General features: G+C 71.5%; 12 protein-coding genes. 2 read left to right on the forward strand and 10 right to left on the reverse strand.

Annotated features, from left to right (window positions below):
- Window positions 1-91: 91 nt before the first annotated feature.
- From ACH4SP_RS16560 to ACH4SP_RS16585, 6 genes are read right to left on the reverse strand one after another with little or no spacing between them, the layout of a single operon-like run.
- The gene (locus ACH4SP_RS16560) at window positions 92-1,102 is read right to left on the reverse strand and encodes a pyridoxal-phosphate dependent enzyme (protein WP_398415348.1); all 1,011 of its coding nucleotides are present in this window, start codon (window positions 1,100-1,102) and stop codon (window positions 92-94) included.
- A complete protein-coding gene (locus ACH4SP_RS16565; RefSeq protein ID WP_398415349.1) occupies window positions 1,023-2,168 on the reverse strand; it encodes a GHMP kinase in 1,146 nt (381 codons plus the stop codon). Before ACH4SP_RS16565 ends, ACH4SP_RS16560 begins: the two co-directional genes overlap by 80 nt.
- Entirely contained in the window at window positions 2,165-3,001 is an 837-nt protein-coding gene (locus tag ACH4SP_RS16570; RefSeq protein ID WP_398415351.1) for a Rossmann-like domain-containing protein, read from the reverse strand. Before ACH4SP_RS16570 ends, ACH4SP_RS16565 begins: the two co-directional genes overlap by 4 nt.
- Entirely contained in the window at window positions 2,992-3,816 is an 825-nt protein-coding gene (locus tag ACH4SP_RS16575; protein WP_398415354.1) for an ABC transporter ATP-binding protein, read from the reverse strand. Before ACH4SP_RS16575 ends, ACH4SP_RS16570 begins: the two co-directional genes overlap by 10 nt.
- Window positions 3,813-4,955, reverse strand: coding sequence for a FecCD family ABC transporter permease (locus ACH4SP_RS16580; RefSeq protein ID WP_398415356.1), 1,143 nt, complete (start codon window positions 4,953-4,955; stop codon window positions 3,813-3,815). The genes ACH4SP_RS16575 and ACH4SP_RS16580 overlap by 4 nt, the downstream gene beginning before the upstream one ends.
- Window positions 4,942-5,958 carry an ABC transporter substrate-binding protein gene (locus tag ACH4SP_RS16585; RefSeq protein ID WP_398415358.1) on the reverse strand — a complete coding sequence of 339 codons (1,017 nt, stop codon included), beginning with the start codon at window positions 5,956-5,958 and terminating at the stop codon, window positions 4,942-4,944. The genes ACH4SP_RS16580 and ACH4SP_RS16585 overlap by 14 nt, the downstream gene beginning before the upstream one ends.
- A 557-nt stretch (window positions 5,959-6,515) precedes the next feature.
- On the opposite strand from ACH4SP_RS16585, the gene ACH4SP_RS16590 reads away from it, so the two are divergent.
- The gene (locus tag ACH4SP_RS16590; protein ID WP_398416278.1) at window positions 6,516-7,751 is read left to right on the forward strand and encodes an MFS transporter; all 1,236 of its coding nucleotides are present in this window, start codon (window positions 6,516-6,518) and stop codon (window positions 7,749-7,751) included.
- A 72-nt stretch (window positions 7,752-7,823) separates the two neighbouring features.
- Here the strand turns inward: ACH4SP_RS16590 and glnA are convergent, their stop codons facing one another.
- A complete protein-coding gene (glnA, locus tag ACH4SP_RS16595) occupies window positions 7,824-9,233 on the reverse strand; it encodes a type I glutamate--ammonia ligase (protein ID WP_398415360.1) in 1,410 nt (469 codons plus the stop codon).
- Window positions 9,234-9,490: 257 nt separating this feature from the next.
- Between glnA and ACH4SP_RS16600 the strand changes: the two genes are divergently transcribed.
- The gene (locus ACH4SP_RS16600) at window positions 9,491-9,958 is read left to right on the forward strand and encodes an RDD family protein (protein WP_398415362.1); all 468 of its coding nucleotides are present in this window, start codon (window positions 9,491-9,493) and stop codon (window positions 9,956-9,958) included.
- A gap of 90 nt (window positions 9,959-10,048) precedes the next feature.
- Here the strand turns inward: ACH4SP_RS16600 and ACH4SP_RS16605 are convergent, their stop codons facing one another.
- The 3 genes from ACH4SP_RS16605 to lipA all read right to left on the reverse strand — a co-directional run bounded on the left by ACH4SP_RS16605 (window position 10,049) and on the right by lipA (window position 12,170).
- Entirely contained in the window at window positions 10,049-10,753 is a 705-nt protein-coding gene (locus ACH4SP_RS16605) for a DUF4191 domain-containing protein (protein ID WP_398415363.1), read from the reverse strand.
- A gap of 19 nt (window positions 10,754-10,772) precedes the next feature.
- The gene (locus ACH4SP_RS16610; protein ID WP_189821824.1) at window positions 10,773-10,967 is read right to left on the reverse strand and encodes a hypothetical protein; all 195 of its coding nucleotides are present in this window, start codon (window positions 10,965-10,967) and stop codon (window positions 10,773-10,775) included.
- A gap of 234 nt (window positions 10,968-11,201) precedes the next feature.
- A complete protein-coding gene (lipA, locus tag ACH4SP_RS16615; protein WP_398415366.1) occupies window positions 11,202-12,170 on the reverse strand; it encodes a lipoyl synthase in 969 nt (322 codons plus the stop codon).
- Between the last annotated feature and the right edge of the window lie 32 nt (window positions 12,171-12,202).

Genomic DNA, 12,202 nt, shown 5'->3' on the forward strand with positions numbered 1-12,202 from the left:
AGAGCGACAGAGCGACAGAGCGACAGAGCGACGGAGCAGTCGACAAAAGGCGGGGCGGTCCCCTTCGGGCCCGCCCCGCCTGCCGCGTTGCTCACGCCACCGCGCCCTCCGGCGCCCCCGCCCGCCCCCAGCTCATCCGCGACCACGGCAGCGCCAGCTCCCCGGTGCAGGTGACCGCGCGCGGTGCCAGGTCCTCGACCGGCCGTGCCTCGCGGTGCCGGGCGAAGACCGATTCGGCGTACCGGTGGCCGGTGTCGGCCGCCAGGAACAGTACGGTCCGGTCCGGTTCGAGCCCCCGCTCCCAGCGGGCGGCCAGATACCCGGCCCCGGTGGAGAGACCGGCGAACACCGCGTGCCGCCTCAGCAGGTCGACGCTCCCCGACAGGGCCGTGTCGAAGGACATCCAGTGCACCGTGTCGTACTGCGCGTGCGCCACGTTCCCGAAGGGGATCGAGCTGCCGATCCCGGCGATGATGATCTCCGGATCGGCCACCTGCTCGCTGCCGAAGGTGACGCTGCCGTACGGCTGCACGCCGACCAGCCGTACCCCGGGCCCGCTCTCCCGCAGGTACCGGGCCAGCGCCCCCGTCGACGCCCCCGACCCCACCCCGCCGACCAGGGTGAGCCGCCGGGTGTCCGTCCTGCTGCGGACCAGGTCGGCGACCGCGCGGTAGCCGAGGTAGTGGATGTCGTCGTGGTACTGCCGCATCCAGTGGTACGAGGGGTGGTCGCGCAGTATCTCGGCGATCCGCGCGACCCGCCGCTTCTGGTCGAGCTTGAGGTCGTCGCACGGTTCCATCTGCTCCAACTCCACGCCCAGCACCTCCAGTTGGGTGCGGAGCGTGCGGTCCACCGTCGACGAGCCGACGATGAGGCAGCGCATCCCGTACCGGTGGCAGGCCAGCGCCAGCGCGTACGCGTAGATCCCGCTGGAACTGTCCACCAGCGTGTCCCCGCGCCGTACCGCCCCGGTGTCGAGCAGATGGCGTACGGCGGCCAGGGCGGAGACCACCTTCATGGTCTCAAAGCGCAGGCAGAGCAGCCCCTCGTCGAGCCGGACCAGATCCGGGCGGCCGATCGAATCCGCTATGTGCGTGTCCATGTGACAACTCCTCGAAGGGGAGGGAAGAGGGGGAAGGGGCAGTCGGGGCCAAAGAGGTGAAGGGGGTGAACGGGGTGAACGGGGAGAACGGGGGATGGGGGACGAAGGGTGGGTACGTCGCGAACACCCGGACGGCCGGGAGGCCCAGCCCGCCCAGTACCCGTACGCACTCCCGCACCCGGCGGCGCAGCCCGCCGCCCGCCGGGTCGACCAACAGTCCTGCGACGCTGCCGCTGTGTGCGATCTGCACCCCGACGGCGCCGGCCCGCCCGGCGGTCTCCTCCAGCGCCGCCTCCAGAGCTCCGAACTCCGGGTGCCGCAACCGCCGTTGGCCGAGCCGGGCACTCTCGGTGGCGACCCGGCCGAGCAGCACCGGATCACCGGCCCGCACCGCCCGCCGCAGCATCTCCCGCAACCGGGCGTACGTGTCCAGCTCGGCGACGGACGCGGTGCGCGGCGCGGGCAGCGCCAGGGTGTCCACCGGTCTGCCGCCGCCCAGCGCGCAGCCGACGACGACCACCGGCGGCAGCGCCCCGCCGAACACCTCCAGCACCCGCCCCTCCCGCTGGGCGAACAGTGCAGCCCGCCCGCCGTCCAGCATCAGCGGATCGCACGCCTCCTCCGCCCGCACCGCGAGCCGGGCGAGCGTCCCGGGGTGCGGGCGTACCCCGAAGGCGTCCGCGACGGCCCGCAGCGCCGCGATCACGTCGCTGCTGGACGAGCCCATCCCCAGACCCACGGGGAGGTCGCCGGTCAGCCTCAACCCGCCTCCGCAGACCGGCACACGGGCCCTGTTCCGGCACTCCTCGGCCATCAGGGCCGCCGCCCGACGGGCCTTCGTCCGCCCGGCGGGTTCCACCGTCACCTCCCCGGGCCGCGTGCCGGGGCGCGGCACGAACACCGCCCGGCTGCCCGGACTGCCCGGCCCGTGCATCGGGAGCGTCACCAGCCCGGCGCAGCCGTGCCCCTCCGCGTCCCGGAAGACGCCCTGGAGGATCTCGCCGTGATGACAGGACGCGTGCCCCGTCCCCGTACGGAACAGGGGAGCAGCGCGGACGCCTCTCACGCGACCTCACCCGCCCCACCGGCCCGGTACCGGTACAGCACCGTCTCCTCCGCGCTGAACTGAGAGAACGGGAACGGCTCCGCCGACACCGCGCTCACCCCCGCCCCCAGGAACGCCCGCGCCACCGCGCTCCCGGTCTGCGCGTACACCACCAGCGGCACGCCCCGCTCCCGGCACCTGGCCAGGATCGTGTCGAACGAGCCGTTGCTCAGGGTCATCCCGGTGGCCACCACCGCGTCCGCCGTGTCCAGCACCTCGGCCATGTCCCGGGCCACCGGGTCGCCCCACTGCGTCGTACGCAGGTTCAGATCGCACAGCAGCGGCACCCCGCCGCGCTCCCGGATCGCCGCGACCAGCGGGTTGACCACTCCGATCAGAGCGACCCCGGCGCCCTGCGGGACGTCCAGGAGCCCGGCGATCGCCGCGTCGCGGGCCACCGCACGCACCTCCGGCGGCCCGGTCGGCAGCAGTACCGCCTCCGCGCCCGCGTCCCGGTGCGGCCGGACCGCCGCCAGATACGCGTCCAGTGCGGCGATCCGCACCGGCCGGGACGGATCGCGCAACAGCGTCCCCAGCGAACTCCCCGACAGCGCACCGCAGATCCCCGGGTCCAGCTCGGCCGCCTCGAAGGCGCAGGCCCCGAAGGCCCCGCCCACCCGCACCAGTACGTACTGGTTGAGATAGGTGGTGCTGCCGCCCGCCAGCCGGGTCCCGTGATGCGCCCAGAACACACTGGTGGCCGTCAACTCCTCGGGCAGCGGCCCGTGTTCACCGGCCAGCACCTCCGCGAGAAGTACTTCCGTACCCGTACCCGTACTCCCGATCACGTCCATGACGCCTCCTTCTCCTCGTTCACTCGATCAGTCATGTCGTCTCTGTCGTCGCGCACCGGCCCCCGGTAGGCGACCGCGAAGTGGCCCAGCGCGTCCGGCCCCACCTCTGCCTCCACCTCGAAGACCTCCGCGAGCAGCGGCCTCGTCAGTACGTCGGCGGGCGTCCCCGCCGCGACGAGCCGGCCGTCCTTCATCAGCAGCAGCCGGTCGCAGTACCGGGCGGCCAGCGACAGGTCGTGCAGCGCCACCAGCACCGTCTGACCGCTCGCTGACAGCAGCTCCATCAGCTCCAACTGGTGCTTCACATCGAGGTGGTTGGTCGGCTCGTCGAGGAGGATCGCGTACGGCCGCTGCGCCAGCGCCCGCGCCAGATGGGCCCGCTGCCGCTCGCCCCCGGAGAGCGCCTTCCACTCCCGGTCCGCGAGCTCCGTGAGACCGACCCGCTCCAGGGCCGCCGCCACCACCGCGAGATCCGTCGCGCCCGCCCCGCCCCACCGGCTGCGGAAGGGGGTCCGGCCGAGCCCGACCACCTCCGCCACCCGCAGCTCGCTCTCCACGTCCACGGCCTGCTCGACGAAGGCGACCTGCCGTGCGACGCGCCGCGCGCTCCAGCCCCGTACGTCCCGGCCGTCGTACGCGACGCAGCCGGCGTCCGGTGCACGGAGCCCGGCCAGACAGCGCAGCAGTGACGACTTGCCCGACCCGTTCGGTCCGATCAGCGCGACCGTCTCACCGGGTGCGACCTCCAACGAGACGTCCCGCACCACCGCCTTGCCGCCCACCGACCAGGTCAGCCCCTGTGCGCCGATCCTCACAGCTCTCCCCTTCTCCGCAGCACCAGCAGGAACAGCGGCACCCCGAGCAGCGCCGTGAACACCCCCACCGGCACCTCCTGCGGTGCGAACGCCACCCGCGCGGCCGCATCCGTCCACACCAGGAACACCGCCCCGGCCACCGCCGAGAACGGCAGCAGCATCCGGTGCAGCGGCCCCACCAGGAACCGCACCCCGTGCGGCACGATCAGCCCGACGAACCCGATCGCCCCCACCGCCGCGACCGCGACCGCCGCCATCAGCGAGGTCACCACCAGCAGCACCCACCGCGTCCGCCGCACCTCCACGCCCAGCGACGACGCGGTGTCCGCACCGAACGAGAACCCGTCCAGCGCACCGGAGTTGGCCCACACCACCGCGAACCCGACGGCCGTCACCACCGCACACACCAGCACCGAGTCCCACCGCGCCGAAGCCATCGACCCCAGCAGCCACTGCGTGATCGCCCGGGCGATGTCCGCGTCCCCCGACGCCATCAGCACCAGCGAGGTCAGCGCCGTGAACAACTGCGCCACCACCACGCCCGTCAGTACGATCCGCACCGAGTCGAGCCCGCTGCGCCTGAGCAGCAGCATCAGCAGCCCGAACGACAACAGCGCCCCCACGAAGGCCCCGCCGGTCACCCCGAGCGCCTGCGCCCCGTACCCGAACACCACGACCACCACGGCCCCGGTCGACGCCCCCGACGACACCCCGAGCAGATACGGATCGGCGAGAGCGTTGCGCGTCACGGCCTGCAGCACCGCCCCGCACACCGCGAGCGCCGCCCCGACCAGCGCGGCCAGCAGCACCCGGGGCACCCGCAGGTCCCAGATCAGGGAGTCCAGCAGTCTCGGCACCGGCTCGCCGCCCGCCCCGATCCCCAGCCGGGCACCGAGGGACCGCGCCAGATCCCCGTAGCCGACCTCGGTCGACCCGATCCGCACGGACACCGCGACCGACCCCAGCAGCACGGCGGACGCGACCGCGAACAGCACGACCGCGCGCACGGTACGGGGCCGGGCGCCGACCGTCGACTCCTCCCGGGCAGGCACCTCCGCAGGCTCCGGCAGCTCCCGGGCCGCCGGATCCAGCAGATCGACCGCCGCCGTCGCTCCGCTCGTACTGCTACCGCCCGGCATGACCCAGCGCCTTCATCCCCGCAGTCAGCCGGGGCAGCGCGTCCACGGTCCGCACCGAGGGGTCCATCTCCGTCCCCGGGACCGTGATGAAGCGCTTCTCGCGCACCGCGGCCAACTGCGCCATCACCGGATTGCCGCGTATCGCCGCCAGCTTGTCCGCCGCGCTGTCGCCCGGCTTGCCGCGCTCCGACAGATCACCGACCACGATGAAGTCCGGGTTCCGCTTGGCCACCTCCTCCCAGGTGACGGACGGCCAGTCCTCGTCGAGGTCGTCGAAGGCGTTCTTCGCTCCGGCGATCCGGCTCATCTCACTGGCCATGGCGGTCTTCCCGGCGACGTACGGAGCGTCGCCGTACACCGAGTACACCCACACCACGCGCGGTGCGCCCCGCACCCCGGCCGAGTCCTTCGCCGCTCTGTCGAGCACGGCCCGCTGTTCCCGTACGAGCTTCTCGGCGCGCTCCTCGACGCCGAAGACCTTCCCGAGGTTCCGGTAGTCCTCCAGCAGCAGATCGAAGGGGGACTTCCCGGCGGCGTTCTGCTTCGGGCAGTCGACCGCGCTCAGGAACGAAGGCAGCCCCAGCGCCGCCAGCTCCTCCCGCGTCCCCGTCCGGTCCTTGGTGAAGTGGTCGTTGAACCCGGCCACCACCAAGTCGGGGTCGGCGGCCCGCAGTTGCTCGCCGCCGAGCAGCTTCGGGCTGAGCACGGGCACCTTCCCGTACGCCTCCCGGTACTCGGGCGCGATCTTCGTCTTGAGGTTGGACGTGCCCGCCATCCGGTCCTGGAGTCCGAGCTCCAGCAGCACCTCCGTCGCGGACTGGTCGAGCGTGACGGCACGTTTCGGCGCCCCCTCGAACGACAGCTGCCGTCCGCAACTGGTGACCTCCACGGCCTTGCCGTCGGCAGCCGGCTGCGGCGCGGAGGTCGTCGTCGGACCGGCACAGCCGACGACGGCGAGGGAGAGGGTCAGCGCGACGGCGCCGACCCGGACGGAACGGGACATGAGTCCTCCGGGGCAGTGATGGCAGGAGATCGGAACCGCACTCAGGTGCTGACGCGGCCCGGAACGAGCGCTACTGTAACGGTAATCATTTTCATTAAGCTAGCCCCCAAGGCCGGGCACCCCTGCCCGCGCCCCGACCTGCCGCTCCAACTCCCCTCCACCCGAGGTGAGTTGAGAGACAATGAAATCCCAGGAGTTCACACCCAGTGACGACCTCTCACCCCCACCGCCCCGCTCCGAACCCGGAACCACAGCCACAGCCGCCCGCGGGAGAGCCCCTTGGCGACCCCCTTGCGGAGGGGGCGCCTGCCGAGGTGTCCCGTGCCGGTGGGTCCTCTGCCGAGGTGTCCCGTGCCGGCGGGCCCCCTGCCGAGGGACCGCCCCCCGGCGCGCCCTCCGCCGAAGAACCGCCTGCGGGTGAACCCCCCGCTGAAGGGCCGCCCTCCGCCGAGAAGCCTGCCGAGAAGCCCGCCGAGAAGCCTGCCGAGAAGCCGTCCGTCGGTGAGCCCCCCGCCGGTGAGCCCCCCGCCCGGTCCGTCCTCCTCGACGCGCGCTTCCTGCGGCTGTGGACCGGCACCACCGCCTCCGGTCTCGCGACCTGGGCCCTGCCCTTCGTGCTCGGTCTCGCCGTCCTCGACCGCACCCTCACTCCGGCGGCCCTGGGCCTGCTCCTGGCCGCCCGTACCGCCGGATTCCTGATAGCCGTGGCGGTCGGCGGCGTCCTCGCCGACCGCCACACCCGGCGCGGCGTCGTCCTGTGGGCCGCCCTCGCGGCCGGGGTCGCGGCGCCCCTGCTGGCGGCCGGACTCGGCCGTTCGCTCCTGCTGATGGCGGTCGCCGCGGCGCTGGCCGGCGCGGGTCAGGGTGCCTGCCGCCCCGCCTTCCAGGCGCTCACCGCCGAGGTCGTCGCGCCGTCGCAGCGCCAGCAGGCCAATGCGGCGATGACCCTGTCCGTACGCGTCACCACCCTGACAGGACCGGCCCTGACCGCGCTGCTCGCGGTGTTCCTCGACACCGCGACCCTGCTCCTGGGCATCGGCCTGCTCTGGCTGACCGCCGCACTGGTCCCGGGCCGCGGCAGCCCCGGAAAGGCATCCGCCGAAAGCGCGAAGCCCACGTCACAGGACGACGAAGCAGCCGCCTCGCGCCCCGACTCGCGCCCCGAATCGCTCCCCGCCCCGCGCCCCTCCCTCCGAGCCGAGTTCATCGACGGGCTGCGCGAGGCCCGTCGGCACCCCTGGTTCCTGGCCGGACTCGGCGCGCTCACCACCGTCATCGCCACCGGGTACTCCGCCACCGGCGTGGCCCTGCCGCTGATCAGCCGCGACCGCTACGGCACCGAGATCGTCCTGGCCGCCGCCATGACCGCCTACACGCTCGGCGCCCTCGGCGGCGCCCTGCTGATGGCCCGCTGGCGCCCCCGCTCCCAGGGCCGCGCGGCCCTCCTCGGCCTGGCCTGCTACGGCTTCGCCCCGCTCGGCCTGGCCCTGCCCGTACACCCCGCCGTCGTCATCGGCGCGTACGTCCTCGCGGGCGTCGGCATCGAACTCTTCAACGTCCCCTGGTTCACCGCCACCCAGCGCGAGGTCGCCCCCGACAAACTGGCCCGAGTCTCCTCCCTCGACTTCCTCCTCTCCTACGGCCTGGCCCCCCTGGGCCTCGCCCTCATCGCCCCCGCCGTCACCACCTTCGGCCCCACCCCCACCCTCCTCACCTGCGCCTTCCTCTGCTTCCTCGCCCCCGCGGCCGCCACCCTTGCACCCGGCGCCCGCCACTTCTCCCGTACGAAGTGACACGCAGGCAAGCGAAAGAGCCCCGCCACCGCCCGGAAGGGCGGTGGCGGGGCTCCGTGCGAAGCAGCCGGCCTAGAGGTCGAAGTACAGCTCGAACTCGTGCGGGTGCGGGCGCAGCTGGATCGGGGCGATCTCCTGCGTGCGCTTGTAGTCGATCCACGTCTCGATCAGGTCGGGGGTGAAGACACCGCCGGCCAGGAGGTACTCGTGGTCGGCCTCCAGGGCGTCGAGGACGGCCGGGAGCGAGGTCGGGACCTGCTGGACGCCCGCGTGCTCCTCGGGGGCCAGCTCGTAGAGGTCCTTGTCGATCGGCTCCGGGGGCTCGATCTTGTTCTTGACGCCGTCCAGGCCGGCCATCAGCAGCGCCGAGAAGGCCAGGTACGGGTTGGAGGACGGGTCCGGTGCGCGGAACTCGACGCGCTTGGCCTTCGGGTTGGAGCCCGTGATCGGGATGCGCATCGCGGCGGAGCGGTTGCGCTGCGAGTACACCATGTTGACCGGGGCCTCGAAGCCGGGGACCAGGCGGTGGTAGGAGTTCACCGTCGGGTTGGTGAAGGCGAGGAGCGAGGGGGCGTGCTTGAGGATGCCGCCGATGTAGTAGCGGGCCATGTCCGAGAGGCCCGCGTAGCCCTGCTCGTCGTAGAACAGCGGGATGCCGTTCTGCCACAGCGACTGGTGGACGTGCATGCCCGAGCCGTTGTCGCCGAAGATCGGCTTCGGCATGAAGGTGGCGGTCTTGCCGTTCTTCCAGGCGACGTTCTTCACGATGTACTTGAAGAGCATCAGGTCGTCGGCCGCGGCGAGCAGCGTGTTGAACTTGTAGTTGATCTCGGCCTGGCCCGCGGTGCCCACCTCGTGGTGCTGGCGCTCGACCTGGAGGCCGTGCTTGTCCAGCTCCAGGGAGATCTCGGCACGGAGGTCGGCGAAGTGGTCGACCGGGGGAGTGGGGAAGTAGCCACCCTTGTAACGGACCTTGTAGCCGCGGTTGTTCTCCACCGCACCGGTGTTCCAGGCGCCGGCCTCGGAGTCGATGTGGTAGAAGCTCTCGTTCGCGGACGTCGCGAAGCGGACGCTGTCGAAGACGTAGAACTCGGCCTCGGGGCCGAAGTACGCGGTGTCGGCGAAGCCGGTGGAGGCGAGGTAGGCCTCGGCCTTCTTGGCGATGTTGCGCGGGTCGCGGCTGTACTGCTCGCCCGTGATCGGGTCGTGGATGAAGAAGTTGATGTTGAGCGTCTTGTCGCGGCGGAAGGGGTCGATCCGCGCCGTCGACAGGTCGGCGCGCAGCGCCATGTCGGACTCGTGGATGGCCTGGAAGCCACGGATCGACGAACCGTCGAAGGCCAGCTCCTCGTCCGGGTCGAAGGCCGCCGCGGGGATCGTGAAGTGCTGCATCACGCCCGGCAGGTCGCAGAACCGGACGTCCACGAACTTGACGTCCTCGTCCGCGATGAACTTCTTGGCTTCGTCGGCGTTCCCGAACATCCAGCTCCTCCTACTCCCGCCCGGGGCCGGACGGGGTTGCCGCTATCTCTGCGGGTCTACATGCGGGCCAGTGCGGTGGCACACGCTGGCGTCGACCATAGGCAGACGGGATTTCTCCAGCATGACCCATTTGTTTCGCCCAAGTTAACCAGCCCGGTGCGACAGTGCCCCGTCGAGCCGCTAAGGCTCCGCCCGGGAGCCCGTTCGACGCTGCCCCGGCCGGACCGGGACGAAGGGGGGCGCAGTACCTTTGACGGGTGGACAACAGGCAAGCAATCGGATCGTGGCTCTCCGGGCCGCGCGCGGCGGCCGAAGAGATGGGCGCCGACTTCGGGCACCGGGGCAAGCGCCTCGGCCTGCCCCCCGAGGGCCCCGGCTCGGTGGCTCCGCTGGGCCGCCGGTTCGGCGCCCTCTTCGTCGACTGGGCGCTCTGCCTGCTCATCGCGTACGGGCTCTTCGCCCGCGGCGACTCGCAGGCGGCTGGCAACTACGCGCTCGGCATCTTCCTGGTGCTGCACGTACTGACCGTCGGCACCCTGGGCTTCACCCCCGGCAAGCGCATCTTCGGCGTGCGGGTCGTCTCCGAGCACGGCGGGCGGCTCGGCTTCGGCTGGGCCGTGGTGCGCAGCGTGCTGCTCTGCCTGGCGATCCCGGCGCTGATCTGGGACCGCGACGGCCGCGGCCTGCACGACCGGCTGGCCCGCGCCGTACAGGTGCGCCTGTAGGAGCCCGTACGGCACGGAACGCAGGACGGCCCCGGAACCTCGAAGGTTCCGGGGCCGTCTTCTGCGTAGAAGGAACGGGGAGGGGCGGGGTCAGCGGCCGCGCGGCATCTTCATGCCCTTGGTGCCGGGCATCGGGCCCTTGGGGACCGGCATGTTGCTCATCAGGTCGCCCATCGCGCGCAGCCGGTCGTTGGTCGCGGTGACCTGCGGGCCCGTGAGGGTGCGGGGCAGCTTGAGCATCCTGGTGCGGACCTTCTTCAGCGGCACCTGGTCCTCGCCGTTGCCGACGATGATGTCGGTGACCGGGACCTCGCCGCCGACGATGCGGGCCATCTTCTTCTTCTCGGCCGCGAGCAGCGTCTTCAGCCGGTTCGGGTTGCCCTCGGCGACCAGGACGATGCCGGCCTTGCCGACCGCCCGGTGCACGACGTCCTGGTTGCGGTTCATCGCGACGGCCGGAGTCGTCGTCCAGCCGCGTCCGACGTTGTCCAGCACGGCCGCCGCGGCTCCCGGCTGTCCCTCCATCTGCCCGAAGGCAGCGCGCTCGGCGCGGCGTCCGAAGATGATCGCCATCGCCAGGAACGCCAGCAGGAAGCCGAGAATGCCCAGGTAGACCGGGTGACCGATCAGGAAGCCGAGGCCGAGGAGGACACCGAATACGACGATGCCCACGCCCGCGACGATCAGACCCACCTTGGGGTCGTTCCGCCGCGTCATCTTGTACGTCAGGGCAATCTGCTTGAGTCGCCCGGGGTTCGCAGTGTCCGCGTTCGCTGCGCGTTCCTTCCTCGCCATGCGAGAAAGTTTACGTTGCCTAGGACGTACGAGCGGACACGGCCTCCAGTACGTGCTGAGTCTCGACCCGGTCCTTCGCCCGGCGGCGGTCCTCCAGCACGGCGGTCCAGGCGTTCCGGCGTGCGGTGCGCTGCCCGGTGCCCATCAGTAGCGACTCGACGGCGCGCAGTGCGTCGGTGACGGACGGGAGGGCGTTGGCGCGTACGGCCTGCATGTCGGGGGTCCCCCTCGTAGCAACGGCGGGTGGCGGTAACGGCGTAACTGCGGTGCGTAAAGCCAGGGTCACTGCTTGGTGTTACCAGCGCGTGACCGACTGGTCAAACACCGATGAAACCTTGACGGTACGGGCGAAAACGTTGACGCGGCCCGTACGACGCCCCGACCTGCGGCATTCGTACGGACCGCGTCATTACGGCCACTACTTGTCAGTAACTGCTTGTGAGTCGATTCACACGGTCCCGGCCGCGGCGGTCTGCGCCCCGCGCCGTTCCATCGCCTGGCCGTAGAGACGGCCCGCGCGGTACGAGGACCGGACCAGCGGCCCGGACATCACACCGGAGTAGCCGATCGCGTCGGCCTCGTCCTTCAGTTCGACGAACTCCATCGGCTTCACCCAGCGCTCGACGGGGTGGTGCCGCGGCGAGGGCCGCAGGTACTGCGTGATCGTGATGAGCTCGCAGCCCGCCTCGTGCAGGTCGCGCAGCGCCTCGCTGACCTCTTCACGGGTCTCGCCCATGCCGAGGATCAGGTTCGACTTGGTGATCAGCCCGGCCGCGCGCGCCCTGGTGATGACGTCCAGCGAACGCTCGTAGCGGAAGCCGGGGCGGATGCGCTTGAAGATGCGCGGCACCGTCTCCACGTTGTGCGCGAAGACCTCGGGGCGGGACTCGAAGACGACGTCCAGCAGCTCGGGGACCGCGTTGAAGTCCGGGGCGAGCAGCTCCACCTTGGTGCGGCCCAGCTCGCGGCCGGCCGTCTGCTGGTGGATCTGGCGGACCGTCTCCGCGTACAGCCAGGCGCCGCCGTCCTCCAGGTCGTCGCGTGCGACGCCCGTGATGGTGGCGTAGTTCAGGTCCATGGTGACGACGGACTCGCCCACGCGGCGCGGCTCGTCACGGTCCAGGGCCTCGGGCTTGCCCGTGTCGATCTGGCAGAAGTCACAGCGCCTCGTGCACTGGTCACCGCCGATGAGGAAGGTGGCCTCGCGGTCCTCCCAGCATTCGTAGATGTTGGGACAGCCAGCCTCCTGGCACACCGTGTGCAGTCCTTCGGCCTTCACCAGGGCCTGCATCTTGGTGTATTCGGGGCCCATCTTCGCCCGAGTCTTGATCCACTCGGGCTTGCGCTCGATGGGGGTCTGGCTGTTCCGGACCTCCAGACGCAGCATCTTGCGTCCGTCGGGTGCGACAGCGGACACGTCCGGCTCCCTACGACTTCGATTCTTCGGCG

The organism is Streptomyces sp. NPDC021093 (genome assembly GCF_044333135.1).
Taxonomy (GTDB): Bacteria; Actinomycetota; Actinomycetes; order Streptomycetales; family Streptomycetaceae; genus Streptomyces.

Coding starts and splice junctions, on each gene's coding strand:
- ACH4SP_RS16580 (WP_398415356.1), bottom strand. CDS start 4,955: ATGCCGGGCGGTAGCAGTACGAGCGGAGCGACGGCGGCGGTCGATCTG.
- ACH4SP_RS16605 (WP_398415363.1), bottom strand. CDS start 10,753: ATGGCGAGGAAGGAACGCGCAGCGAACGCGGACACTGCGAACCCCGGG.
- glnA (WP_398415360.1), bottom strand. CDS start 9,233: ATGTTCGGGAACGCCGACGAAGCCAAGAAGTTCATCGCGGACGAGGAC.
- ACH4SP_RS16560 (WP_398415348.1), bottom strand. CDS start 1,102: ATGGACACGCACATAGCGGATTCGATCGGCCGCCCGGATCTGGTCCGG.
- ACH4SP_RS16610 (WP_189821824.1), bottom strand. CDS start 10,967: ATGCAGGCCGTACGCGCCAACGCCCTCCCGTCCGTCACCGACGCACTG.
- ACH4SP_RS16585 (WP_398415358.1), bottom strand. CDS start 5,958: ATGTCCCGTTCCGTCCGGGTCGGCGCCGTCGCGCTGACCCTCTCCCTC.
- ACH4SP_RS16570 (WP_398415351.1), bottom strand. CDS start 3,001: ATGGACGTGATCGGGAGTACGGGTACGGGTACGGAAGTACTTCTCGCG.